Origin of the sequence: Pseudomonas bubulae, assembly GCF_037023725.1 — a bacterium.
Classification (GTDB): Bacteria; Pseudomonadota; Gammaproteobacteria; order Pseudomonadales; family Pseudomonadaceae; genus Aquipseudomonas; species Aquipseudomonas bubulae.
Genome location: NZ_CP146077.1, coordinates 4,782,420 through 4,806,486, shown reverse-complemented (window position 1 = coordinate 4,806,486; position 24,067 = coordinate 4,782,420). Strand labels below are relative to the sequence as shown.

The 24,067-nt window shown below is 58.8% G+C and carries 26 protein-coding genes and 1 pseudogene; 14 read left to right on the top strand and 13 right to left on the bottom strand.

The window, feature by feature from the left end; translation table 11 throughout:
• Positions 1-4: 4 nt before the first annotated feature.
• From V6L81_RS22155 to hisC, 7 genes are all read left to right on the top strand, one after another.
• Entirely contained in the window at positions 5-664 is a 660-nt protein-coding gene (locus tag V6L81_RS22155) for a phospholipid-binding protein MlaC (RefSeq protein ID WP_095001148.1), read from the top strand.
• On the top strand, positions 661-966 hold the full coding sequence (locus V6L81_RS22150; protein ID WP_095001149.1) for a lipid asymmetry maintenance protein MlaB: 306 nt from the start codon (positions 661-663) through the stop codon (positions 964-966). The genes V6L81_RS22155 and V6L81_RS22150 overlap by 4 nt, the downstream gene beginning before the upstream one ends.
• Before the next feature lie 115 nt (positions 967-1,081).
• On the top strand, positions 1,082-1,321 hold the full coding sequence (locus V6L81_RS22145; protein ID WP_003439919.1) for a BolA family protein: 240 nt from the start codon (positions 1,082-1,084) through the stop codon (positions 1,319-1,321).
• 31 nt (positions 1,322-1,352) lie between these two features.
• Positions 1,353-2,618, top strand: a complete 1,266-nt coding sequence (gene murA / locus V6L81_RS22140) for a UDP-N-acetylglucosamine 1-carboxyvinyltransferase (protein WP_095001150.1) — start codon at positions 1,353-1,355, stop codon at positions 2,616-2,618.
• Between the two features lie 181 nt (positions 2,619-2,799).
• Positions 2,800-3,435, top strand: coding sequence for an ATP phosphoribosyltransferase (gene hisG, locus V6L81_RS22135; protein WP_016781809.1), 636 nt, complete (start codon positions 2,800-2,802; stop codon positions 3,433-3,435).
• Between the two features lie 148 nt (positions 3,436-3,583).
• Positions 3,584-4,906 carry a histidinol dehydrogenase gene (hisD, locus tag V6L81_RS22130; RefSeq protein ID WP_095001151.1) on the top strand — a complete coding sequence of 441 codons (1,323 nt, stop codon included), beginning with the start codon at positions 3,584-3,586 and terminating at the stop codon, positions 4,904-4,906.
• Positions 4,907-4,911: 5 nt separating this feature from the next.
• Positions 4,912-5,964, top strand: a complete 1,053-nt coding sequence (gene hisC / locus V6L81_RS22125; protein ID WP_095024927.1) for a histidinol-phosphate transaminase — start codon at positions 4,912-4,914, stop codon at positions 5,962-5,964.
• A 106-nt stretch (positions 5,965-6,070) separates the two neighbouring features.
• Here the strand turns inward: hisC and algW are convergent, their stop codons facing one another.
• Positions 6,071-7,225 carry a Do family serine endopeptidase AlgW gene (gene algW / locus V6L81_RS22120; RefSeq protein ID WP_095001153.1) on the bottom strand — a complete coding sequence of 385 codons (1,155 nt, stop codon included), beginning with the start codon at positions 7,223-7,225 and terminating at the stop codon, positions 6,071-6,073.
• A gap of 100 nt (positions 7,226-7,325) precedes the next feature.
• On the opposite strand from algW, the gene V6L81_RS22115 reads away from it, so the two are divergent.
• The 3 genes from V6L81_RS22115 (at position 7,326) to cysN (ending at position 11,157) form a co-directional block, all read left to right on the top strand.
• Positions 7,326-8,084: a Nif3-like dinuclear metal center hexameric protein gene (locus V6L81_RS22115; RefSeq protein WP_095001154.1), complete on the top strand. Its 759-nt coding sequence runs from the start codon at positions 7,326-7,328 to the stop codon at positions 8,082-8,084.
• Positions 8,085-8,331: 247 nt separating this feature from the next.
• The gene (gene cysD / locus V6L81_RS22110) at positions 8,332-9,249 is read left to right on the top strand and encodes a sulfate adenylyltransferase subunit CysD (RefSeq protein ID WP_095001155.1); all 918 of its coding nucleotides are present in this window, start codon (positions 8,332-8,334) and stop codon (positions 9,247-9,249) included.
• Positions 9,250-9,258: 9 nt separating this feature from the next.
• On the top strand, positions 9,259-11,157 hold the full coding sequence (cysN, locus tag V6L81_RS22105) for a sulfate adenylyltransferase subunit CysN (protein WP_095024926.1): 1,899 nt from the start codon (positions 9,259-9,261) through the stop codon (positions 11,155-11,157).
• Positions 11,158-11,337: 180 nt separating this feature from the next.
• On the opposite strand, the gene V6L81_RS22100 is transcribed toward cysN, so the two are convergent.
• From V6L81_RS22100 to V6L81_RS22090, 3 genes and pseudogenes are all read right to left on the bottom strand, one after another.
• Complete coding sequence (locus tag V6L81_RS22100; protein WP_271351151.1) at positions 11,338-12,243, bottom strand: acyltransferase; 906 nt, start codon at positions 12,241-12,243, stop codon at positions 11,338-11,340.
• Complete coding sequence (gene pta, locus V6L81_RS22095) at positions 12,244-14,343, bottom strand: phosphate acetyltransferase (RefSeq protein WP_095001158.1); 2,100 nt, start codon at positions 14,341-14,343, stop codon at positions 12,244-12,246. It abuts the gene before it with no gap.
• A 60-nt stretch (positions 14,344-14,403) separates the two neighbouring features.
• Positions 14,404-14,711, bottom strand: a pseudogene (locus V6L81_RS22090) (DUF3565 domain-containing protein).
• Here V6L81_RS22090 and V6L81_RS22085 point away from each other — a divergent pair.
• Together V6L81_RS22085 and V6L81_RS22080 are read left to right on the top strand one after the other, a co-directional pair.
• Positions 14,710-15,195: a peptidylprolyl isomerase gene (locus V6L81_RS22085; RefSeq protein WP_095001159.1), complete on the top strand. Its 486-nt coding sequence runs from the start codon at positions 14,710-14,712 to the stop codon at positions 15,193-15,195. The pseudogene V6L81_RS22090 and the gene V6L81_RS22085 sit on opposite strands and share 2 nt — an antisense overlap.
• A 135-nt stretch (positions 15,196-15,330) precedes the next feature.
• On the top strand, positions 15,331-15,813 hold the full coding sequence (locus tag V6L81_RS22080; protein ID WP_095001160.1) for a glutathione peroxidase: 483 nt from the start codon (positions 15,331-15,333) through the stop codon (positions 15,811-15,813).
• Here the strand turns inward: V6L81_RS22080 and V6L81_RS22075 are convergent.
• Both V6L81_RS22075 and cysZ read right to left on the bottom strand, forming a co-directional pair.
• The gene (locus tag V6L81_RS22075) at positions 15,810-17,000 is read right to left on the bottom strand and encodes a glycosyltransferase family 1 protein (protein ID WP_232527634.1); all 1,191 of its coding nucleotides are present in this window, start codon (positions 16,998-17,000) and stop codon (positions 15,810-15,812) included. The two genes, V6L81_RS22080 and V6L81_RS22075, sit on opposite strands and share 4 nt — an antisense overlap.
• Before the next feature lie 61 nt (positions 17,001-17,061).
• On the bottom strand, positions 17,062-17,823 hold the full coding sequence (cysZ, locus tag V6L81_RS22070) for a sulfate transporter CysZ (protein ID WP_338660333.1): 762 nt from the start codon (positions 17,821-17,823) through the stop codon (positions 17,062-17,064).
• A 311-nt stretch (positions 17,824-18,134) separates the two neighbouring features.
• Between cysZ and trxB the strand changes: the two genes are divergently transcribed.
• The gene (gene trxB / locus V6L81_RS22065) at positions 18,135-19,097 is read left to right on the top strand and encodes a thioredoxin-disulfide reductase (RefSeq protein WP_016781820.1); all 963 of its coding nucleotides are present in this window, start codon (positions 18,135-18,137) and stop codon (positions 19,095-19,097) included.
• Positions 19,098-19,248: 151 nt separating this feature from the next.
• Here the strand turns inward: trxB and V6L81_RS22060 are convergent, their stop codons facing one another.
• From V6L81_RS22060 to V6L81_RS22035, 6 genes are all read right to left on the bottom strand, one after another.
• A complete protein-coding gene (locus tag V6L81_RS22060) occupies positions 19,249-19,590 on the bottom strand; it encodes a HopJ type III effector protein (protein WP_095023070.1) in 342 nt (113 codons plus the stop codon).
• The gene (locus V6L81_RS22055; RefSeq protein WP_095023069.1) at positions 19,583-19,879 is read right to left on the bottom strand and encodes a DUF1244 domain-containing protein; all 297 of its coding nucleotides are present in this window, start codon (positions 19,877-19,879) and stop codon (positions 19,583-19,585) included. The genes V6L81_RS22060 and V6L81_RS22055 overlap by 8 nt, the downstream gene beginning before the upstream one ends.
• Positions 19,880-19,893: 14 nt before the next feature.
• The gene (gene folX / locus V6L81_RS22050) at positions 19,894-20,280 is read right to left on the bottom strand and encodes a dihydroneopterin triphosphate 2'-epimerase (protein WP_095001165.1); all 387 of its coding nucleotides are present in this window, start codon (positions 20,278-20,280) and stop codon (positions 19,894-19,896) included.
• Complete coding sequence (folE, locus tag V6L81_RS22045) at positions 20,280-20,840, bottom strand: GTP cyclohydrolase I FolE (RefSeq protein WP_095001166.1); 561 nt, start codon at positions 20,838-20,840, stop codon at positions 20,280-20,282. The genes folX and folE overlap by 1 nt, the downstream gene beginning before the upstream one ends.
• Positions 20,841-20,865: 25 nt before the next feature.
• Positions 20,866-21,576, bottom strand: coding sequence for a dihydromonapterin reductase (folM, locus tag V6L81_RS22040; RefSeq protein ID WP_095001167.1), 711 nt, complete (start codon positions 21,574-21,576; stop codon positions 20,866-20,868).
• Between the two features lie 88 nt (positions 21,577-21,664).
• The gene (locus V6L81_RS22035; RefSeq protein ID WP_095001168.1) at positions 21,665-22,234 is read right to left on the bottom strand and encodes an antibiotic biosynthesis monooxygenase; all 570 of its coding nucleotides are present in this window, start codon (positions 22,232-22,234) and stop codon (positions 21,665-21,667) included.
• A 246-nt stretch (positions 22,235-22,480) separates the two neighbouring features.
• Between V6L81_RS22035 and V6L81_RS22030 the strand changes: the two genes are divergently transcribed.
• The gene (locus V6L81_RS22030) at positions 22,481-23,413 is read left to right on the top strand and encodes a MerR family transcriptional regulator (protein WP_095020531.1); all 933 of its coding nucleotides are present in this window, start codon (positions 22,481-22,483) and stop codon (positions 23,411-23,413) included.
• Here V6L81_RS22030 and V6L81_RS22025 read toward each other — a convergent pair whose 3' ends face one another.
• Positions 23,414-24,019, bottom strand: a complete 606-nt coding sequence (locus tag V6L81_RS22025; RefSeq protein ID WP_338660332.1) for a hypothetical protein — start codon at positions 24,017-24,019, stop codon at positions 23,414-23,416.
• Positions 24,020-24,067 lie beyond the last annotated feature (48 nt).

The following is a 24,067-nucleotide window of genomic DNA, read 5'->3' as shown; positions in this document are numbered from 1 at the left end:
CCAGATGATTTCTCTCTTGCGCCGTGGCCTGCTGGTAATACTGGCCGCAGCCCTTCCTCTGGTGGCGAACGCCGCGCCGGGGCAGTCGGCCCATGACATCGTTTCAGATACCACGACAAGGTTGCTGGCCGACCTGGCTGCCAACAAGGAGCAATACAAACAAAGCCCAAGCAAGTTCTATGATGCCCTGAACGAAATCGTCGGCCCTGCAGTAGATGTTGATGGCATCTCCAAAAGCATCATGACGGTCAAGTACTCGCGCAATGCAACGCCTGCCCAGATGCAGCGCTTTCAAGAGAACTTCAAGCGCAGCCTGATGCAGTTCTACGGCAATGCCTTGCTTGAGTTCAAGAATCAGGGCATCACCGTTGGCCCGGCCAAGGACGAAAGCGGCGATCGCACCAGTGTCGACATGACCGTCAAGGGTGACAACGGCGCCATTTATCCATTGTCCTATACCCTTAACAAGGTCAATGGCGAGTGGAAAGTGCGTAACGTGATCATCAATGGCATCAATATCGGCAAGCTGTTCCGCGATCAGTTCGCCGATGCCATGCAGCGCAACGGCAACAACCTGGATAAAACCATCGACAACTGGGCGGGTGAAGTGGCCAAGGCCAAGCAGACCACTGATGCGGCATCGCCCAAGGCAGCCGGGCAATGAGTGAAGCGGCCATAACCCTGGCCGGCGAGAGCGAGCTACGCCTTAGTGGCGTGCTCGATTATCAGACTGGCCCCCGTTTGCGCACAGAAGGTCAGGCCCTGATCAAAAAAGCCCTGGCCAAAGAGCTGGTGGTTGACTGCTCGGGCGTTACCAAATCGAGCAGCGTCGGTTTGTCGCTGCTGCTGTGTTATATCCGTGATGCCCAGGCCCTGAACAAGCCATTGAGCATTCGTGCCATGCCCGAAGACATGCGCGAAATCGCCCAGGTTTCGGGTGTGACCGAGCTGCTGGCACATCATTAATCGCCACATATAAATAAGCCCCCCTGTCAGAGTCCTGTTATGCGGGGTTCGCAGGCGCGGGGCTTTTTTGTATGATGGCCGACCCGTGCGCGTTAGGCGCCGATTGAGGTTGAGCATGCAGGCCGTAGAAGTGAAGAGCTTTCTTGAAGGAAAGCTGCCAGGAACCCAGGTAGAAGTTGAGGGCGAAGGCTGCAACTTTCAGTTGAACGTGATCAGTGACGAACTGGTGGCCCTGAGCCCGGTCAAACGTCAACAAAGCATCTATGCCCATTTGAACCCGTGGATCGCTGATGGCAGCATCCATGCGGTCACTATGAAATTCTTCAGCAGCGCGGCCTGGGCCGAGCGCACCTGAGCCCCCTGAGCCCATTGGCGTCGAGATTGTTATGGATAAATTGATTATTACCGGCGGTGCCCGCCTTGATGGCGAGATCCGCATTTCCGGGGCGAAGAACTCTGCCCTGCCGATCCTGGCAGCGACCCTGCTGTGCAATGGCCCGGTCACTGTAGCCAACCTGCCGCATTTGCATGACATCACCACCATGATCGAGCTGTTCGGTCGCATGGGCATTGAGCCGGTGATCGATGAAAAGCTCAGTGTCGAAATCAACCCGAACACCATCAAAACCCTGGTCGCGCCGTATGAGCTGGTGAAAACCATGCGCGCATCGATCCTGGTACTGGGGCCGATGGTTGCACGTTTCGGTTACGCTGAAGTTGCCTTGCCGGGCGGCTGCGCCATTGGCTCGCGTCCGGTTGACCTGCACATCCGCGGCCTTGAAGCCATGGGCGCAGTGATCGACGTTGAAGGTGGCTACATCAAGGCCAAGGCGCCTGAAGGCGGCTTGCGCGGTGCCAGCTTCTTCTTTGATACCGTCAGCGTGACCGGTACCGAGAACATCATGATGGCCGCAGCACTGGCCAACGGCCGCAGCGTATTGCAGAACTCTGCACGCGAGCCTGAAGTCGTCGACCTGGCCAACTTCCTGAACGCCATGGGCGCCAAGGTAAGCGGTGCTGGTACTGACACCATCACCATTGATGGCGTCAAAGAGCTGCATTCGGCGACTTACCGCGTCATGCCGGACCGTATTGAAACCGGTACTTACCTGGTAGCCGCTGCCGTCACCGGTGGCCGCGTGAAGGTCAAGGACACTGATCCGACCATCCTTGAAGCCGTCCTTGAGAAGCTCAAGGAAGCAGGCGCCGAGGTCACCACCGGTGAAGACTGGATCGAGCTGAACATGCACGGCAAACGCCCTAAAGCGGTGAACGTGCGTACTGCTCCGTACCCGGCGTTTCCGACCGACATGCAGGCGCAGTTCATCTCGCTCAACGCCATTGCCGAAGGCACGGGTGCAGTGATCGAGACGATCTTCGAAAACCGCTTCATGCACGTGTATGAACTGCACCGCATGGGCGCCAAGATCCAGGTTGAAGGCAACACTGCCATCGTGACCGGCACTGAAACCCTCAAGGGCGCGCCAGTAATGGCCACCGACCTGCGTGCTTCTGCCAGCCTGGTGATTTCGGCGCTGGTGGCGGAAGGCGATACCCTGATCGATCGCATCTACCACATAGACCGTGGTTACGAGTGCATCGAAGAAAAACTGCAAATGCTGGGCGCTAAAATCCGCCGCGTTCCGGGCTAGTTTTTGCTGTTTGGCATCATGGGCACAGGGATAGTGTCCAGCTGCCAGGTGACGTAACGGCCTGCAAGCGTTACCTTACCTGGCCTCGAATCGTTCAAGTCGAGCCTGATATCAGGCTCGATGCTTGTCCGGCGCCGATTGCGCACGGGCAAAAGTACCCTGATAAGGACTTACGTTTCCCATGTTGACCATTGCACTGTCCAAGGGCCGTATCCTTGACGACACCCTGCCGCTTCTGGCCGAAGCAGGCATTGTGCCGACCGAGAATCCGGACAAAAGCCGCAAGCTGATCATCCCGACCTCACAGCCTGACGTCCGCCTGCTGATCGTCCGTGCCACCGACGTGCCGACTTACGTTGAGCATGGTGCCGCCGACCTCGGTGTGGCCGGTAAAGACGTGCTGATGGAGTATGGTGGCCAGGGCCTGTACGAGCCGCTGGACCTGCAGATTGCCCAGTGCAAGCTGATGACCGCCGGTGCCATTGGTGTCGCTGAACCCAAGGGCCGCCTGCGCGTTGCGACCAAGTTCGTCAACGTCGCCAAGCGTTACTACGCCGAACAGGGCCGTCAGGTCGACATCATCAAGCTGTATGGCTCGATGGAGCTGGCCCCCCTGATTGGTCTGGCCGACAAGATCATTGACGTGGTCGATACCGGCAACACCTTGCGTGCCAATGGCCTGGAACCCCAGGAATTCATTGCCGCCATCAGCTCCCGCCTGGTGGTTAACAAGGCTTCGATGAAAATGCAGCACGCCCGTATTCAAGCCCTGATCGATACCCTGCGCAAAGCAGTGGAATCTCGACACCGCGGCTGACTCACCTGCGCGGCTTCAGGTCGCGCCCATCTATCCGCGTAATAGCCAGAAATCTCAGGTACCCACGCGGATGGCTTGGTAGTCTTGTGGTGCCTGAGCTGCGCAAAACCCTTATTCCAAGCATTCGCCCATTACCGAGGCCCTCGCTATGACCGCTCCCACTGCAATTCGCCGACTCAACGCTGCTGACCCGGACTTCGCGCAGCATCTGGATCATCTGCTGAGCTGGGAAAGTGTGTCTGACGACTCGGTCAACCAGCGTGTGCTCGACATCATCAAGGCTGTGCGTGAGCGGGGCGACGCTGCCCTGGTTGAGTTCACCCAGCGCTTTGACGGGCTTGAAGTGGCCTCGATGGCTGACCTGATCCTGCCGCGCGAGCGCCTGGAACTGGCCCTGACCCGCATCACTGCGCCACAACGTGAAGCACTGGAAACGGCCGCACAGCGCGTGCGCAGCTACCACGAGAAACAGAAACAGGACTCCTGGAGCTACACCGAAGCCGATGGCACGGTGCTGGGCCAGAAAGTCACGCCGCTGGATCGTGCCGGTCTGTACGTACCGGGTGGCAAAGCGTCGTACCCTTCGTCGGTGCTGATGAACGCGATTCCGGCCAAGGTTGCCGGCGTGACCGAAGTGGTGATGGTCGTGCCGACCCCGCGTGGCGAAATCAATGAACTGGTGCTGGCTGCCGCCTGCATTGCGGGCGTTGACCGGGTGTTCACCATTGGTGGCGCACAAGCGGTTGCGGCATTGGCTTATGGCACCGAAAGCGTACCCAAAGTCGACAAGGTGGTAGGCCCGGGCAATATCTACGTCGCGACCGCCAAGCGTCATGTATTTGGCCAGGTAGGCATCGACATGATTGCCGGCCCTTCGGAGATCCTCGTCGTGTGCGACGGCCAGACCGACCCGGACTGGATTGCCATGGATTTGTTCTCCCAGGCCGAGCACGATGAAGACGCGCAAGCGATTCTGGTTAGCCCCGATGCCGAGTTCCTCGACAAGGTGGCGGCCAGCATCGCCAAACTGCTGCCGACCATGGAACGGGCCGAAATCATCGAAACCTCGATCAATGGTCGTGGTGCGCTGATTCTGGTGAACGACATGCAGCAGGCTATCGACGTGGCCAACCGCATTGCTCCGGAACACCTGGAGCTATCGGTGGCAGACCCGCAAGCCTGGTTGCCGCAGATCCGCCACGCCGGTGCGATCTTTATGGGTCGTCACACCTCAGAGGCGCTGGGCGACTACTGCGCAGGGCCTAATCACGTACTGCCGACTTCCGGTACGGCGCGTTTTTCGTCACCGCTTGGCGTTTATGATTTCCAGAAGCGCTCCTCGATTATCTTCTGCTCCGAGCAGGGTGCTTCCGACCTGGGCAAAACCGCTTCGATTCTCGCTCGCGGCGAATCGCTGACCGGTCACGCCCGCAGTGCTGAATACCGCATCCTCGCCGACAAACAGGGGTAACAAGTATGAGCAAGTTCTGGAGCCCATTCGTTAAAGCCCTGGTGCCTTATGTGCCGGGTGAGCAACCGAAGCTGACCAAACTGGTCAAGCTCAACACCAACGAAAACCCCTATGGGCCTTCGCCTAAAGCGCTGGCAGCGATGCAGGCCGAAATCAATGACAACCTGCGTTTATACCCCGACCCGAACAGCGACCTGCTTAAGCAGGCGGTGGCCGAGTATTACGGTGTGCAGACCAATCAGGTGTTTTTGGGCAACGGCTCGGACGAAGTGCTGGCCCATGTTTTCAATGGCCTGTTCCAGCACGACAAACCGCTGCTGTTTCCGGATATAAGTTACAGTTTTTATCCGGTTTACTGCGGGCTGTATGGCATCGAATTTGACGCCATAGCACTGGATGAGCAGTTCCAGATCCAGCCTGCGGACTACACCCGGGCCAATGGCGGGATCATCTTCCCCAACCCCAATGCACCGACCGGTTGCCTGCTGGCGCTGGAGGCCATCGAACAGATCCTCAAGGCCAACCCTGATTCGGTGGTCGTGGTGGATGAAGCGTATATCGACTTTGGCGGCGAAACGGCCATCAGCCTGGTGGACCGTTATCCGAACCTGCTGGTCACCCAGACCCTGTCCAAGTCGCGCTCCCTGGCCGGTTTGCGTGTCGGCCTGGCGGTGGGCCATCCGGATCTGATCGAAGCGCTGGAGCGAATCAAGAACAGCTTCAACTCCTATCCGCTTGATCGTATCGCCATTGTTGGCGCAGCGGCAGCGTTTGCCGACCGCGAATATTTCGAACAGACCTGCCAGTGGGTGATCGACAGTCGCGAGCAAGTGGTCGCGCAGTTGCAGGCGCTGGGCTTTGAAGTGCTGCCATCGGCCGCGAACTTTATCTTCGCCCGTCACCCGGAACACGATGCGGCGGCGTTGGCGGCCAAGTTGCGTGATCAGGGGGTGATCGTGCGTCACTTCAAGCAACTGCGCATTGCCCAGTTCCTGCGCATCAGCATCGGCACGCCGGAGCAGAATGCGGCGTTGATTGAAGGGTTGTCAGACTTGTAACCGCTGCCCTCTCCCGGAGGGAGAGGGGACTAAAGCAAGAGCAGTATTCGCGCAGCACCACAAATCGGCCCCCTCTCCCTTTAGGAGAGGGCTGGGGTGAGGGTTTTCAGTCGTTCTGCGGCGGCTGCTCTTGCGGCGGTCGCAGGCCCACTGCGGCGGTGAGCTTGAGCTCTTTGCCGTTGCGCATGACCTGTATGGTGATTTTGTCCGAAGGTTTGATCCGCGCCACCTGATTCATCGAACGACGGCCATCGCTGGCGGGTTCGCCATCAATGCTCAGAATCACGTCTCCCAGTTGCAAACCGGCTTTTTGCGCCGGGCCATCACGGAATATCCCCGCCACAACAATTCCCGGACGACCACTGAGGCCAAACGACTCGGCCAGCTCCTGGGTCAACGGCTGCACTTCAATGCCCAGCCAGCCGCGAATCACCTGGCCGTGCTCGATGATCGACTTCATGACTTCCATGGCCAGATTGATCGGGATCGCAAAACCGATGCCCTGTGAGCCGCCGGACTTGGAGAAAATCGCGGTGTTGATGCCGGTCAGGTTACCGTTGGCATCCACCAGCGCGCCGCCCGAGTTACCCGGGTTGATCGCGGCATCCGTCTGGATAAAGTCTTCGTAGTTGTTCAGGCCCAACTGGTTGCGCCCGGTGGCACTGATAATGCCCATGGTGGTGGTCTGGCCAACGCCAAACGGGTTGCCGATCGCCAGGGCGATATCACCGATGCGCAGGGTGTCCGAGCGGCCGATGGTAATTGCAGGCAGGTTTTTCAGGTCGATCTTCAGTACTGCCAGGTCCGTTTCCGGGTCGCTACCAATAACCCGTGCATGTGTTTCGCGGCCGTCCTTGAGTGCCACCACAATCTGGTCGGCACCTGCGACTACATGGTTATTGGTCAGTAAATAGCCCTCGGGGCTCATCAGCACTGCCGAACCCAGGCTGGACTCCATACGACGCTGTTTAGGCTCGTTGTTGCCGAAAAAGTGACGGAACTGCGGGTCTTCAAACAATGGGCGGGCGTTTTTGTTCACCACCTTGGTGGTGTACAAGTTGGCCACGGCAGGCGCGGCGCGCACCACTGCATCGGCGTAGGTCACGGGACCCTGCTGCATGTAACTGGTTTGCGGGGCTTGTTGCAGATTAACGTCCAGGCTCGGCAGCCCAACCCATTGCGGGTAACGCTGAATAATCAGCAAAGCGATAAGCACGCCAGCCAGCAACGGCCAGCCAAAGAAACGCAAAGCCTTAAACATTGAACTCAGTCCTGAAGGTTGCAGAGCCATTCTGACGGCCCATAATGACGCCATTATACGAGGGCCGCCCGGCTCTGAACGCTATATTTAGGAGTCTTTTATGGCTGTCTCCCTGAGCACGCTGGTAGAAGAGGCAAATCGTTACCTCAACTGTGCCGCCATCGGCGATTACTGCCCCAATGGCTTGCAAGTCGAAGGCCGCCCGCAGGTGATGCGTATAGTCAGTGGCGTGACCGCCAGCCAGGCATTGCTGGATGCCGCAGTCGAGGCCCAGGCTGATCTGGTGCTGGTGCATCACGGCTACTTCTGGAAAGGCGAAGACCCGTGCGTTACCGGTATGAAGCAGCGCCGCCTGAAAACCCTGCTCAAGCACGATATCAGCCTGCTGGCCTACCACTTGCCGCTGGATCTGCATCCAGAAGTGGGCAACAACGTGCAATTGGCCCGGCAGCTGGATATCACCGTCGAAGGTCCGCTGGAACCGGGCAATTCGAAAGTGGTGGGGCTGGTGGGTTCCTTGGCCGAGCCTGTAACGGCCCGCGATTTTGCCCGCCGTGTGCAAGAAGCGCTGGGCCGTGAGCCGTTGCTGATTGAAGGCAGCGAAATGATCCGTCGCGTGGGCTGGTGTACCGGTGGCGGGCAGGGCTTTATCGATCAGGCGGTACAGGCGGGGGTTGATCTGTACCTGAGTGGCGAAGCGTCAGAGCAGACTTTCCATAGTGCCAGGGAAAACGACATCAGCTTTATTGCCGCAGGCCATCACGCCACCGAACGTTATGGCGTGCAAGCCCTGGGGGATTACCTGGCGCGGCGCTTCGCCCTGGAACACCTGTTTATCGATTGCCCGAATCCGATCTGAGCATTGGAGTTGAACCCTGTGGGAGCGGGCTTGCTCGCGATCGAATCAACGCGTTCTTGCTGTATAACCGCATTGCCTGCATCGCGAGCAAGCCCGCTCCCACATGGAGTAATCGCCCAAACTCCGAGGTCTATTCTTAGACCGTTTCGATCTAGTTGGCGCCATCTATAGAAGAGGGTGCTGTGCTAGCATTCGCCCCTCGAACACGGCCCGCAGGCCGTTCATAAGATAGCTTTCGTGAGTAGCCATGGTCGACAAACTGACGCACCTGAAACAGCTGGAGGCGGAAAGCATCCACATCATCCGCGAGGTGGCCGCCGAGTTCGATAACCCGGTGATGCTGTACTCGATCGGTAAAGATTCCGCCGTGATGCTGCACCTTGCTCGCAAGGCGTTTTTCCCTGGCAAGCTGCCGTTTCCGGTGATGCATGTCGACACCCAGTGGAAATTCCAGGAGATGTACAGCTTTCGCGACAAGATGGTCGCCGAGCTGGGCCTGGACCTGATCACTCACGTCAACCCGGACGGCGTGGCACAAGGGATTAACCCTTTCACCCACGGCAGCGCCAAGCATACCGATATCATGAAGACCGAGGGCCTGAAGCAGGCTCTGGACAAATACGGTTTTGATGCCGCCTTTGGTGGTGCGCGTCGCGATGAAGAAAAATCCCGTGCCAAAGAGCGCGTGTATTCCTTCCGTGACAGCAAGCACCGCTGGGACCCGAAAAATCAGCGGCCCGAGTTGTGGAACGTCTACAACGGCAACGTCAACAAGGGCGAATCGATTCGCGTGTTCCCGTTGTCGAACTGGACCGAGCTGGATATCTGGCAGTACATCTACCTCGAAGGCATCCCGATTGTGCCGCTGTACTTCGCCGCAGAACGCGAAGTGATCGAGAAGAACGGCACGCTGATCATGATCGACGACGAGCGCATCCTTGAGCACCTGTCTGACGAAGACAAGGCGCGTATCGTCAAGAAAAAGGTCCGTTTCCGGACGCTTGGCTGCTACCCGCTGACCGGCGCGGTGGAGTCCGAGGCTGAAACCCTGACCGACATCATCCAGGAAATGCTCCTGACGCGAACTTCCGAGCGCCAGGGCCGAGTCATCGACCACGATGGCGCAGGCTCGATGGAAGATAAAAAACGTCAAGGTTATTTCTAAGGGGTTGTCATGTCGCACGTATCTGATTTGATCAGCGAGGACATCCTCGCCTACCTGGGCCAGCACGAACGCAAAGAAATGCTGCGTTTCCTGACCTGTGGCAACGTCGACGACGGCAAGAGCACCCTGATCGGGCGCTTGCTGCACGACTCCAAGATGATCTACGAAGACCATCTGGAAGCCATTACCCGCGACTCGAAAAAAAGCGGTACCACAGGCGACGATATCGACCTGGCGCTGCTGGTAGACGGCCTGCAAGCTGAGCGCGAGCAGGGTATTACCATCGACGTGGCTTATCGTTATTTCTCCACCGCCAAGCGCAAATTCATCATTGCCGACACCCCTGGCCATGAGCAGTACACCCGCAACATGGCCACCGGTGCATCGACCTGTGACCTGGCGATCATTCTGGTGGATGCCCGTTACGGCGTGCAGACCCAGACCCGTCGCCACAGCTTTATTGCTTCGTTGCTGGGCATCAAGCATATCGTCGTGGCCATCAACAAGATGGACCTCAAGGGTTTCGACGAGGGTGTGTTCGAGTCGATCAAGGCCGACTACCTGAAGTTCGCCGAAGGCTTGAAGATGAAGCCTACCAGCCTGCACTTTGTGCCGATGTCCGCCCTTAAAGGCGACAACGTGGTGAACAAGTCCGAGCGCTCGCCGTGGTACACCGGCCAGTCGCTGATGGAAATCCTCGAAACCGTGGAAGTGGCGGCCGACCGCAACCTCACCGACCTGCGCTTCCCGGTGCAGTACGTGAACCGTCCGAACCTGAACTTCCGTGGTTTTGCCGGTACCCTGGCCAGCGGCATCGTGCACAAGGGCGATGAAATCGTCGTATTGCCGTCGGGCAAGAGCAGCCGGGTCAAATCCATCGTTACCTTTGAAGGTGAGCTGGAACACGCAGGCCCGGGCCAGGCAGTTACGCTGACCATGGAAGACGAGATCGACATCTCCCGTGGCGACCTGTTGGTGCATGCCGACAATGTGCCGCTGGTGACTGACAACTTCGAAGCCATGCTGGTGTGGATGGCTGAAGAGCCGATGCTGCCGGGCAAGAAGTACGACATCAAGCGCGCCACCAGCTATGTACCGGGTTCGATTGCCAGCATCATCAACAAGGTCGATGTGAACACCCTGGAAGAGGGCCCGGCCAGCGCCTTGCAACTGAACGAGATCGGCAAGGTCAAGATCAGCCTCGATGCACCGATCGCCCTGGACGGCTACGCCAGCAACCGCACCACCGGTTCGTTTATCATCATCGACCGTTTGACCAATGGCACTGTCGGTGCCGGGATGATCGTTGCGCAGCCGTTGAGTCATGGCAGCGCGACCCATCATGGCAAGCTGGCGCATGTGGCGGTTGAAGAGCGTGCCCAGCGCTTTGGCCAGCAGCCAGCCACAGTGCTGTTCAGCGGCCTGTCCGGCGCCGGCAAGAGCACCCTGGCCTATGCAGTTGAGCGCAAGCTGTTCGACATGGGCCGTGCGGTGTTTGTACTCGATGGTCAGAACCTGCGCCATGACCTGAACAAGGGGCTGCCACAGGATCGTGCCGGTCGTACGGAAAACTGGCGTCGTGCCGCTCACGTGGCGCGTCAGTTTAACGAAGCGGGCTTGCTGACATTGGCCGCGTTCGTGGCACCGGATGCCGAAGGCCGTGAACAGGCGAAGGCGCTGATCGGCAGCGACCGTCTGCTTACCGTGTATGTGCAGGCATCCCCGGCCGTATGCGCCGAGCGAGACCCGCAAGGTTTGTATGCGGCGGGTGGCGACAATATTCCGGGTGAGTCCTTCCCGTATGACGTGCCGTTGAATGCCGACCTGGTGGTCGACACGCAAACGCTGTCACTGGAAGAAAGCGTCAAGCAGGTGCTGGACCTGTTGCGTCAACGCGGCGCAATTTAAGCCGCACTAAAAAGCCCGCCACCGAGTGATCGGTGGCGGGCTTTTTGTTGGGCGCTGTATTTTCCCCCAGCCCTCTCCCGAGGGAGAGGGAGCTGATTTGTGGTGTTGTACAGGTCTGCTTTTGCCTTTAGTCCCCTCTCCCTTTGGGAGAGGGTTAGGGTGAGGGGCTTTTGATCTTCTTCACTGTGCCGGATAGTCCCGATGCAACTGCTCCAGCAAGCGGTCCTTCTCTTCCCAGAGCTGGTTGATCCAGCCCTGGAACGCCAGGCGGTACTCCGGGTCCTGGTCGTAGTTCTTGCCCAGGAATTCATCGGGTATTTGCAGCTCTTCAAACACCACGACCACGTCCTTCACATTGCCGCACAACAAGTCCCAGTATCCCGGACGCCCGCCCGGGTAGTGGATGGTCACGTTGACGATTGATTTCAGCTGTTCGCCCATCGCGTCCAGGACGAAGGCGATACCGCCGGCCTTGGGCTTGAGCAGGTAGCGAAACGGTGAGTTCTGCTGCCCATGCTTGGCTTCGGTAAAGCGTGTGCCTTCGACGAAGTTGAAGATGCCCACCGACTGGTTCTTGAATTTGGCGCAGGTCTTGCGCGTGGTTGCCAGATCAGCACCTTTCTTTTCCGGATGTTTGGCCAGGTACGCCTTCGAATAGCGTTTCATAAACGGAAAGCCCAGTGCCCACCACGCCAGGCCAATCACCGGAACCCAGATCAGTTCCTGTTTAAGGAAGAACTTCAGCGGACGGATGCGTTTGTTAAGCACATATTGAAGCACCATGATGTCAACCCAGCTCTGGTGGTTGCTGGTCACCAGATACGAGTGCTCATAGTCCAGCCCTTCAAGGCCTTTGATATGCCAGCGGGTCTTGCGTATCAGGTCCATCCAGCGGTTGTTGTTGCCGACCCAGGCTTCGTGGATTCGGCGCATCAATTCGTCGGTCAGCCGTTGCGCCGCCGGGAACGGCAGGCACAGCTTGAAAATCGCGACGATAAACAACGGCGTGCAACACAGGATGGTGTTGATCGCCAGCAGCAGTGAAGCGATGACGCCGCGTATCGGCGCAGGCAGAAAGTCCAGCATTTACACATCCATAGGTCGGTTGGCGGCTTGAATCGCCGTAAGGGCGATGGTGTAGACGATATCGTCCACTTGTGCGCCGCGAGGCAGATCGTTTACCGGTTTGCGCAGGCCTTGCAGCATAGGCCCCAGGCTGACGCAGTCAGCGCTGCGCTGTACGGCTTTGTGCGTGGTGTTGCCGGTATTGAGGTCGGGGAACACAAATACCGTGGCCCGGCCCGCCACCTGGCTGTTGGGCGCCAGTTGCCTGGCCACCACTTCGTTGGCTGCTGCGTCGTATTGCAACGGGCCGTCGATCAGCAGCGCATGTTGCGCTTCGTGCGCCAGAAGGGTGGCTTCGCGGACTTTTTCGACTTCTTCACCGCTGGCCGATTCGCCGCTGGAGTAGCTGATCATGGCCACCCGTGGCGTGATGCCGAAGGCAGCGGCAGAGTCGGCACTTTGCAGGGCGATCTCAGCCAGTTCAGTGGCGCTCGGGTGCGGGTTCATGACGCAGTCGCCATACACCAGCACCTGCTCGGGGAACAACATAAAGAACACCGATGACACCAGCGTACAGCCCGGCGCGGTTTTGATCAGTTGCAGGGCAGGGCGGATGGTGTTGGCGGTGGAGTGGATCACCCCTGAAACCAGACCGTCGACCTCATCCAGAGCCAGCATCATGGTGCCAATCACTACCGGGTCTTCCAGTTGCTGCTCGGCCATCGGCGCGTTGATGCTTTTGGTTTTGCGCAGGGCCACCATCGGTTCGACGTACCGGCCGCGGATCAGGTCCGGGTCAAGAATCTCCAGTCCCTCGGGCAGTTCAAAACCGTGGGCCTTGGCCACTGCCTGGACTTCTTCGGGCTTGGCCAGCAATACACAACGGGCGATACCGCGTGCCTGGCAAATGGCCGCAGCCTGTACGGTCAGGGGTTCGCTGCCTTCGGGCAGGACAATGCGCTTGTTGGCCTGCTGGGCACGCTGGATCAACTGATAGCGAAAAACTGCAGGGGTGAGGCGCATTTCGCGGGGTGTACCGCAGCGCTGGTGCAGCCAGTGGGCATCGAGGTGGCTGGCGACGAAATCAGTGATGATTTCCGCGCGCTCGCGGTCATCGATGGGAATTTCCTTGTTCAGGCCGTTGAGACGGTTGGCGGTGTCGTACGAGCCGGTACTCACCGACAGCACCGGCAGCCCGGCCTGCAGGGCGCCACGGCAGAGTTCCATCAGGCGTGGGTCGGGCTGGGTGTCGCTGGTCAGCAGCAGGCCGGCCAGCGGGACGCCGTTCATGGCAGCGAGGCTCACGGCCAGGATAATGTCGTCGCGATCTCCCGGGGTAACCACCAGCACGCCCGGTTTGAGCAGTTGCAGGGTGTTGAGCACCGTGCGTGCGCAGAGGATGATTTTCGACATGCGACGGGTTTCATAGTCCCCGGCATTGAGCACCTGGGCTCCCAGCAATTCGGCCACATCGCGGGTGCGTGGAGCATTCAGCTCGGGCTGAAAGGGAATGCAGCCCAGTAACTTGAAGTCACCACTGCGCAGCAGCGGCGAATGCTCTTTGAGGCGTGCCGCAAAAGCGTCCATGCTTTCGTCGGTGCGCACCTTGTTGAGGATCACGCCCAGCACTTTCGGGTCTTTTGGCCCGCCAAACAGCTGGGCCTGCAACTCCACCCGACCCGACAGCTCGGTCAGCACTTCGTTTTCCGGGGCCGAGACCAGGATCACTTCAGCATCCAGGCTCTTGGCCAGGTGCAGGTTGACCCGTGCCGCGTAGCTGGCCGTGCGGGTGGGCACCATGCCTTCGACAATCAGCACGTCCTTGCCGATGGCCGCTTGTTGATAGAGGTTGATGATTTCTTCGAGCAACTCATCGAGCTGGCCGTCACCCAGCATGCGCTCGACATGGGCCAGGCCCAGTGGGGTAGGCGGCTTGAGGCCGTGGGTGCGGGCCACCAGTTCAGTGGAGCGCTCCGGCCCCAAATCCCCCGGGTGCGGCTGGGCAATGGGCTTGAAAAACCCGACTTTAAGCCCGGCGCGCTCAAGAGTGCGAACCAGGCCCAGGCTAATGGATGTCAGACCCACACCAAAATCGGTGGGCGCGATAAAGAAAGTTTGCATGCGAGCTTCCTGACGTGGCAGTGCAAGGGCAACACCCTTTAAACGGGGCTTGTGCCTGAATCAATTGCCAAGATTAGCGCTATCCGCCTCTTGAGCACACCAGCCACAGGCAAAGGGCTGGCCTATTTTGGCCTGGCGTTGCCCGGGATCAAGCACCCACGGCCGGGATTGCCAGGGCGGTTGATGGCGCTGGTGCTGTGTGTGGCCACAGGAGAGCACGGCAACCCAGTGCTGCTCCTCATCCTGACGCCAGCCAATGATCGTTGAAGTTTTCAAAATTATCCGTTGGTCTTGGTTGTGTTCGCTTTCGGGCGATTGCTTGGTTAAACTTGCGAACTCATTATTTTTTGCAAAAGGTCTCGCCCCATGACGATCGCCGCTAACAAGGCTGTCTCCATCGACTATACCCTGACCAACGACGCTGGTGAGGTCATCGACAGCTCCGCCGGCGGCGCGCCGCTGGTTTACCTGCAAGGCGCTGGCAACATCATCCCGGGTCTGGAAAAGGCTCTGGTTGGCAAGGCCGTCGGTGACGAGCTGGACGTTACCGTTGAGCCGGAAGACGCGTACGGCGAGTACTCCGCCGAACTGGTCAGCACCTTGAGCAGCAGCATGTTCGAAGGCGTTGACCAACTGGAAGTTGGCATGCAGTTCCACGCTTCGGCGCCGGACGGCCAAATGCAGATCGTGACCATCCGTGACCTGGACGGCGACGACGTGACTGTAGACGGTAACCACCCACTGGCTGGTCAGCGTCTGAACTTCAAGGTCAAGGTTGTGGCCATCCGTGACGCGAGCGAAGAAGAAATCGCTCACGGCCACGTACACGGTGAAGGCGGTCATCAGCACTGACAAGTGCTGCTACGCTCACATGAGAGCTAGCCAGGAAAGGCGCCTACGGGCGCCTTTTTGCATCCTGGATTATGAGGGCAATCGGCAGGCTGAACGATTGTTTGAATGTGGATACGGGAATTTTTGGAGTCCGTCATGAGTGCATTTCACGAACTTACCCTGGACGCGCTGGATGGCAAGCCGCTGCCGCTGGAGACTTTTAAAGGCAAAGTGGTGCTGGTAGTGAATGTCGCCTCCAAGTGCGGTTTGACCCCTCAGTACGCAGCCCTGGAAAACCTCTACCAGCAATTCAAGGGCAAGGGCTTCAGCGTTCTAGGCGTGCCATGCAATCAGTTCGCCGGGCAGGAACCGGGGAGCGAGCAGGATATCCAGGCGTTTTGCAGCCTCAACTACGGCGTCACTTTCCCTCTGAGCAGCAAGCTTGAGGTCAACGGGCCTGACCGCCATCAGCTTTATCGGTTGCTGGCAGGCGAGGGCGCCGAATTTGAAGGGGAAATTACCTGGAACTTCGAGAAGTTTCTGGTTGGCAAGGATGGCCGGGTATTGGCGCGTTTCTCACCGCGTACCGCCCCAGACGATGCCACGGTCATTCAGGCCATTGAGAAGTCCCTGGCCTAAGGCTTTTTTACGGTCATCGGAACCGGCACCGGGGCTGCGTATTCGCGGCCCTGGCGAGCCTGCTGCAACTGGTTTTCGAACTGCTCGACAATCCCCGTCCAGCTTTGCCGACTGGCATGGCAGCGGGCATTGAGGCGCAGGGTGCGCAAGGTTTCCGGGTCATCAAGCAGCCAGCAGGCGGCTTCGATCCAGGCGTATTCATCCCCCGGCATGGCCAGTACGCCGTTGTAGCCATGACGAATATGCAAGCCGGCAGCAGCCTCGTCATAGGCCACCACTCCCAGGCCTGAAGCCTGGGCTTCGAGCACCACGTTGCCGAAGGTTTCGCTCAGGCTGGGAAACAAAAACACGTCACCGGATGCGTAATGGCACGCTAGCGCTTCGCCAGACTGCTGCCCGCAAAAAATGGCCTCAGGCAGCGAGGCTTCCAGTGAGGCACGTTTTGAGCCGTTGCCCACCACGATCAATTTGAAGCGGCGTGCGGGATAACGGGCTTGTAGTTCATCGAAACAGCGCTTGAGTGCGTCCAGATTTTTTTCCGGTGCCAAGCGTCCTACATACAACAGGGCAATATCGTTTTCTCTGAGCCCCCAACTCTGGCGCAAGGCATTCTGACGTTTTGCCGGGCTGAACAGCTGGCTATCGACGCCACGGGGCAGCAGCTCCAGGCGTTCAAAATGCCTGCGCTCAAGTTCTACGCGTTGGCTGGCACTGGGCACCAGGGTCATTGCCGAGCGGTTGTGAAACCCGCGCAGGTAGTGAGTCAGCGCCCGGGTAAACAGGGTCAGGCCATGCTGGCGCAAGTACTGCTGAAAATTGGTATGAAAGCCGGTGACCGCGGTAATGCCGAGGCGTCGGGCAACCCTGAGTGCGCACAGCCCAAGGGGCCCCTCTGTGGCGATATAAACCACGTCAGGGGGGTGCTGGCACCAGCGCCTGGTCAGGCGATGGGTGGAGGTCAGGCCCCATTGCAGGCCGGGATAACCGGGCAGCGGCCAACCGCGGCAGAGCATCAGGTCGTCGCTGCTGCGCTGATTGCCATCGGCGCTCTGGCGTGGGCGTATCAGTTGCACGCGGTGGTTGCGGGCGCGCAAGCCATCGCACAGGTGGCCAAGGGTATTGGCCACGCCATTGATTTCAGGGGCGAAGGTTTCGGTAACAAGTGCGATATGAAGGGCTGTGGTCATGACCCCAGTGTGCGTTGGGGTCATGACGTCAATGTGTCACGGTGATGATGGAATGATGAAGTCAGCGGCTGCGGTCGGCGGCTGCCAGCGCTTCATCGCCACGCTCGCGCACCCAGAACAGGGTTGCACCGGCAACGGCTGCGGGCATCATCAGGATATTGACCACCGGGATCAGCAGCACCAGATAGACGATGCCGCCAAAACTCATGCTCTGCCAGCGTTTTTCGCGCAGCCAGGCGAGCATCTCGTTCCAGCCCAGCTTGTGGTTGTCGGCCGGGTAGTCGATGTACTGGATGGCCATCATCCAGATCCCGAACAGCAGCCACAGCGGTGCCGCGATCAGGTTGAGCACCGGAATAAACGAGAGGATCAGCAGGGCAGTGGCCCGCGGCAGAAAGTAGCCCAGCTTGCGCATTTCACGGGCCAGGGTGCGCGGCACCATGGCGGCCAGTTCGCCCCAGCTGAAAGGTGGCGAATTATCGACCCCGCGCACCACGGCTTCGACCTTCTCCGAGAGAAAACCGTTAAATGGCGCGGCGATGATGTTGGCCAGCATGGTGAAGGTGAAAAACACCATCAACGCCACCAGCACCACGAACAGTGGCCACAACACGTAGTTGAGGAAACCGAGCCAGTTGGGCAGGGTCGGCATCAAGGTATCGACCCAGAGGCTGAACTGATGCCCGGCGAAATAAATCAATCCGACGAACAGCACCAGATTGATCAGTAACGGCAGCAGCACGAACAGGCGCAAGCCAGGGCTGAGGATCAACTTAAGGCCTTCACGCAGGTACTGCGGGCCAGAGAGAACAGGGGCGGGCATAGCGTGCTCCGAACAGTGGAAAACCGGGCGACCTTAGCGGCTTTGTCCGCAGGACGAAAGCCTTGTCGCAGTATCGACAATAACTGTAACAAAGCCGTCTAAAATCGACTTCGACTACATAGAGACCTGCTATGAGCTGGATTGTTAATGCGTATTTCCTTACTCTCTGCGGCCTCTATATGCTTCACCCATATTTTTCAGGATCTGCGCGTTGCAGGCATAGCCTGGGCAGGTTTACGGTTTCTTTTTATTCCAGCCGGTAAAGCGGCGTTCCGACCCGGTTTCAATGCGGGCGGTCATAGGAGTGAGTCATGTCTGAAGTACGTCATTCGCGTGTGATTATTCTGGGTTCCGGCCCTGCCGGTTACAGCGCCGCTGTCTATGCGGCCCGCGCCAACCTCAAACCACTGCTGATCACGGGCATGCAGGCTGGCGGTCAACTGACCACCACCACCGAAGTCGACAACTGGCCCGGTGATGTTCACGGCCTGACCGGCCCGGCCTTGATGGAACGCATGCGTGAGCATGCGGAGCGTTTCGAGACGGAAATCATTTTCGACCACATCAATGAAGTGGACCTGAAAAATCGTCCGTTCACCCTCAAGGGTGACAGCGGTACATTCACCTGCGACGCACTGATCATCGCTACCGGCGCCAGCGCCCGTTATCTGGGCTTGCCGTCGGAAGAAGCATTCATGGGCAAAGGCGTTTCTGCCTGTGCGACCTGTGACGGTTTCTTCTACCGCAACAAACCTGTTGCCGTAGTGGGTGGTGGTAACACCGCGGTTGAAGAGGCCCTGTACCTGGCCAATATCGCCAGCAAAGTAACCCTGGTTCACCGTCGCGAAACCTTCCGCGCCGAGAAGATCCTGATCGACAAGCTGCACGCCCGTGTTGCTGAAGGCAAGATCGAACTCAAGCTGAATGCGACCCTGGACGAAGTGCTGGGCGACAACATGGGTGTGACCGGTGCGCGCCTGAAGAACAACGACGGCAGCTTTGACGAGCTGAAAGTCGATGGCGTATTTATCGCCATCGGCCACACACCGAACACTTCGTTGTTCGAAGGCCAGCTTGAGCTTAAAGACGGCTACATGGTTGTGCAGGGCGGCCGTGAAGGCAACGCTACTGCGACCAGCGTTGAAGGCGTGTTTGCTGCGGGCGACGTGGCGGACCACGTTTATCGTCAGGCCATTACCTCGGCTGGCGCCGGTTGCATGGCAGCGCTGGACACCGAGCGCTACCTGGACGGCCTGCAGAACGCCCAGTTCTGATAGCCTGCCTCAACAAAAAACCGGCCTTGGCCGGTTTTTTTGTGTCTGCCCTGTGGGAGCGGGCTTGCTCGCGATGGGATCGCAGCGGTGTAACTGAAAAAAATCGGCGCCTGCATCGCGAGCAAGCCCGCTCCCACGATGAGTTGCAGTATTACACCTTGCGCGTAAGCGGCTGGGCTTCGAACTTGACCCCGGCCAGGCCGTGGGCAATCAGTGCGCGAATGTTGCTGTGGTCTGTGCCTTCAGGCGTGGCCAGTACCGAGCGGTAGTGTTCGCCGAAAGCCAGCAGGGTTTCCTGGTCGCTCAAACCTTCCAGCAGGGCCAGGCCCAGGGTCTTGCACGAACCTTCATTTTGCCCTGCAGCGTTTTCCACACCGCCATTGATGAAGCTCTGAGGCTGGTAATCGTAGTGCGCGCCAATAAACGCCAGGGTATCGGCAAAAACGTGCTCGCCGCTGTTGAGGCTGGCGCGCAGGGTGTTCAAATCAGTCATGCTTTTTTCCTTGGGTGAACGCCGCCGTCTGTTCGGCGCTGGCTTCTTTCTGGTACTGGGCTTTCCACTCGGCATACGGCATGCCGTAGACCACTTGGCGTGCATCATCGAGGCTGATGGCGATCTGGCGCTCGTCTGCTGCGGCCTTGTACCACTTGGACAGGCAATTGCGGCAAAAACCCGAGAGGTTCATCAGGTCTATGTTTTGCACGTCCTTGCGGCTGTCCAGGTGCGCGACAAGGCGGCGAAAGGCGGCTGCCTCCAGTTCAAGCTGTTCTTGAGGTGTCATGGGGTTCACCGGGGTTATGAGGTTGCAGTCTGACGGCTCGCCGCCAGTGTAATCGACACCGATTCGGCAAAGCGCAGCGCGTGCGGTTTGTCGACTTCGACTTCGGCATACAGTACCGCGTCGTTGGCCATCACCAGATCCAGCAACTCCTGGGTCAGGCGCTCAAGCAGGGCGAAGCGGTTCTCTTCGACGTGCTGGATCACGGCCTTGGTGATGGTGCGGTAATTGAGCGCGTGGTCGATATCGTTATCGCGCACCGCCTCCTGCGCCGCGTAGAGGATGGTGAGGTTGATCAACACATCCTGCTTGTTGAGGATTTCTTCCTCATTGATGCCGATATAGGTACGCAGGCACAAGTCCTTGACGCGAATACGGGCCATTCCTGGCTGAAGTTGTGGCATTACGACTTGCTCCGTCCAATCAGTTGCAAGAACTCCATGCGGGTGCTCGGTTCGCGGAAGGCGCCGAGCATGACCGAGGTGTTCATGGTCGAATTCTGTTTTTCTACGCCGCGCATCATCATGCACATATGCTGGGCTTCGATCACCACGGCCACACCGGCAGCCTGGGTGACGCTTTCGATGGCGTCCGCGATTTCCCGGGTGAGGTTTTCCTGGATCTGCAGGCGCCGGGCAAACATGTCGACAATGCGGGCGATTTTCGACAGCCCCAGTACCTTGCCCGTCGGTATATAGGCCACATGGGCCTTGCCGATAAAGGGCAGCAGGTGATGCTCGCACAATGAGTACAGCTCGATATTGGCCACGATCACCATTTCGTCACTGTCAGAGGCGAAGAGGGCGCCGTTGACGATTTTCTCCACGCTCTGCTCGTAGCCATGACACAGGTATTGCATGGCTTTGGCGGCGCGTTTGGGGGTGTCGAGCAGGCCTTCGCGCTCAGGGTCTTCGCCTAAACCAATAAGAATCTCGCGGTAATGCTCAGGCAGTGATGCGCTCATCTAAGTACTTCCTCGCGGGGCGGCATTATTTTAAATGCCGGCCGCCGTTGACGGTCAGGGTGGTGCCGGTCACATACGGGTTGTCCAGCAGATAGCGCAGGCTGCGGTAAATCACCTCGGCGCCGGGCTCGATGCCCAGCACGGATTTGGCCAGCGCTTGGGTGCGGTACGCCGCATCGTCGTCGGGGTTGAACATCAGCAAGGCCGGGGCGATACCGTTGACTTTGATCTGTGGCGCCAGTTTAGCCGCGAATGACAGGGTCAGGCTGTCGAGCCCGGCTTTGGTTGCGCAATAGGCCATATGCTTGCTGCTGCCCTTGCGTGTTACATCATCGCTGATATGCACAATATCTGCAGGGTTCGAGCGTTTGAGCAGCTCGCTGCAATGCAGGTTGATCAGATATGGCGCGAGCATATGCACGCTGAACATGTGCAAAAAGGCGCTGGTTTCTGTCTGTGGGGTTTCTTCCAGCCAGGCCGAGGCGTTGTGGACAATCGCCCGCAAGCTGTCGGTGTGTATTTTCAGCCGTTCGATAAAATCGAGAATGCCGGCTTCGGTCGAAAAGTCGGCAAACAGCGCAATGGCACCCAGGTCGCGGAGAATTTGCACGCCGGGTTTTTCACTGCGATAGGTGAAAATCACCGGATAGCCGTCGGCCAGCAGCTGCTGCGCACAATGCAGGCCAACGCGCTGGCCTGCGCCAGTGATCAGAATCGGTGCGGTAGAAGTGGGCATGACGTACTCGGTGCACAAAAGCCGGAAACAGTCGCGGCGCATTGGCAAAACTATACCAGTGTCCGCGACCTGACGGCCAAGCCCGAGATTAGTGGCGCGGTGTCGCGATAGCGCTGCGCAGGGGTTTGCCTGGGGTGCTGTGCAGCCAACCTGCCAGCAAGTGGGTAGAGAGTGGAATAAACAGGTAAACCATCAGCGGCGTCAGGGCCAGGGTACTGACCAGTACCCGTGGCAACAGGGCTAACTCGCCGAGCAAGGGGGCGCATACAAAGTTGAACAGGAGTGAGACCGGGAAGAACGCCAGCCAGATGGCGACTGCCTGCTTCCAGCGGGGCGGTCTTTGCCCGGTATTGCCGAACCAGCCGTCGATGCCGCTGACCCGGTGCTCGGAAGGGTTGGCGAACAGGTCGCTGCCACGCAGCAACCAGGCCTTGCGCGAGACGGAGTGCTCCCAGGCATGCAAGGTGGATTCGTCGGCAAAGCGGAAGATGATTTGAAATTCGTCGTCGCCCGGTGGCGGCGCCAGAACGCCCGAGCCCAGGTAGCCGGCAAAGTCCGTGGCCAGCTGTTCGCCTTCGTGCAGCCAGGCGATCAGTTCCTGGTAGCGGCCTTTGGCGACACGGCGCGCAACCATCAATGTGACAGGGGAGGTAGACATTGTGTATCTCCATGAGGCTGATGCTGCCCGGGTAGGGCAATCACAAAACACGGCGCCGGGGTGGTGGGCCATGTCCGTAAAAACAAGCAAGGATTGTTCCTGAATACACACAGCGCCGTTTGTGGGAGCGGGCATCACCGCGCTCACCTGACAGACCGCGTGGCCTGCACCGCGAGCAAGCCCGCTCCCACAGGGTCTGGATTGACGGGTAGAATCCAGTCACCCTTTCTGATTGTTGCCCTGCCGATGCCTGTGATTACTGAACTCGAGCCCATTGCCCAGGCTGATGATTGCCAGGGTCTGTATCCGATCCGGGAAGTGGCCAGGCTGACGGGAATCAACCCGGTAACCCTGCGTGCCTGGGAGCGTCGCTATGGGTTGATCGAACCAAAACGCACCGAAAGTGGGCATCGTCTGTATTCCGTGAGCGATATTGGAACGATTCGTCAGGTCATGGGCTGGCTTGAGCGTGGGGTTTCTGTCAGCAAAGTCGCGCAATTGCTAGCAAGCAACAGTTCCGTCGATGTCCCGGCACCCGCCAGCAGTGAGTACCGCGACTGGCAAACCCGTATTGGCAGCGCCCTCACGGACTTTAACGAACCCGAATTGGAGCGTCTTTACGGGCAGATTTTCTCCAGCTACCCGATTGACGTTGTGTTTCAGGGGATTTTCTTGCCGCTGTGGCAGCAACTGCTTGGGACCCGGGATACTTTTGGCCGTACCAGTGAATGGCTGCTGCTGGACGGCTTCTTGCGCGGTCGGGTACAGCATCGCCTTCAATTGCAGGCCGCTGTTGCCCGCCCGTGCGTGCTGGTGGTGGCGATGCCTGAGTTGTGCCGCGAGCTGGAGTTGCTGGTGGCGGGCTTGCTGCTGACCCGTAATGACCGCGTGGTCAGGGTTGTGGCCATAGGTCAGCCATTGGAAGAGTTGTCACTGGTTTGCCAGAAGCTGGAGCCCCGGGCCGTTGTGCTGTTTGCCAACCATGCATTGAACACGGCCCACCAGCGCAGGCTGACACGCCTGGCACAGACCTTGAATTGCTCGGTGTCGTTGGCAGGTGAGGCCTCGGATGTGGTTCAGGAGGCCTTGGCGAACTCATCCATCGCTTGCCTGGGGAGTGTGTCACGCCTGATCAATCAACGTCTGGATGCTGAACTCAAGGCAACGCCGGGCGGTTGATCAGACGTGCAGGCCCGGGTGCGCCAGGCGGTGTTGTTGCAGGATGTACTGGCGCAGATGCTCGGTTTCGCCCTTGTCGCTCTGGCTTAGGCGGTAGGCATAAAGGCCCGTTTCCGTTTTACGCTCCAGGGTGTCGCGCAGGTTGATCCGCTCATATCCATCGGGGCTGAACCACTGTGCAAACTGGCGTGGCGGCTGGCTGTCGTGACGCATTTCAATCAGCACGCCTTTGAACGACAGTTCGGTTACCCACAGATGACCTGCCTTGCCGCGGATATTTTCCAGCGGCACCGGCTCGGCCAGTGACAGGCGCCAGGGGCGCGCCTTTGGCCCGTCTTCGAAGATGCTCGGGGCGCCGAGTTGCAGATGCTGGGCATGGAATTCGTCTTCAACCAGGCGCAGCGGAAAACTCATTTGCTGATTGGCAATTTGTGCCTGGATGGTGACCTGTTCATGGGCGGCAAGGCGTGTCAGCAAATCGCGGATTTGCGACATCCCGTTGACCATCAGGCTCGACGACGCATCCCGTTTATTCAACAGCGGGTTTTGGTGCATCGTTTGGATGAAATCCAGTTCGTCCTGAGTCAAAAGGGCATCGTGCGACATGGATAAAGCTCGAAAAGGTGTCTGAAAAATCGTCACAGCGACTATCAG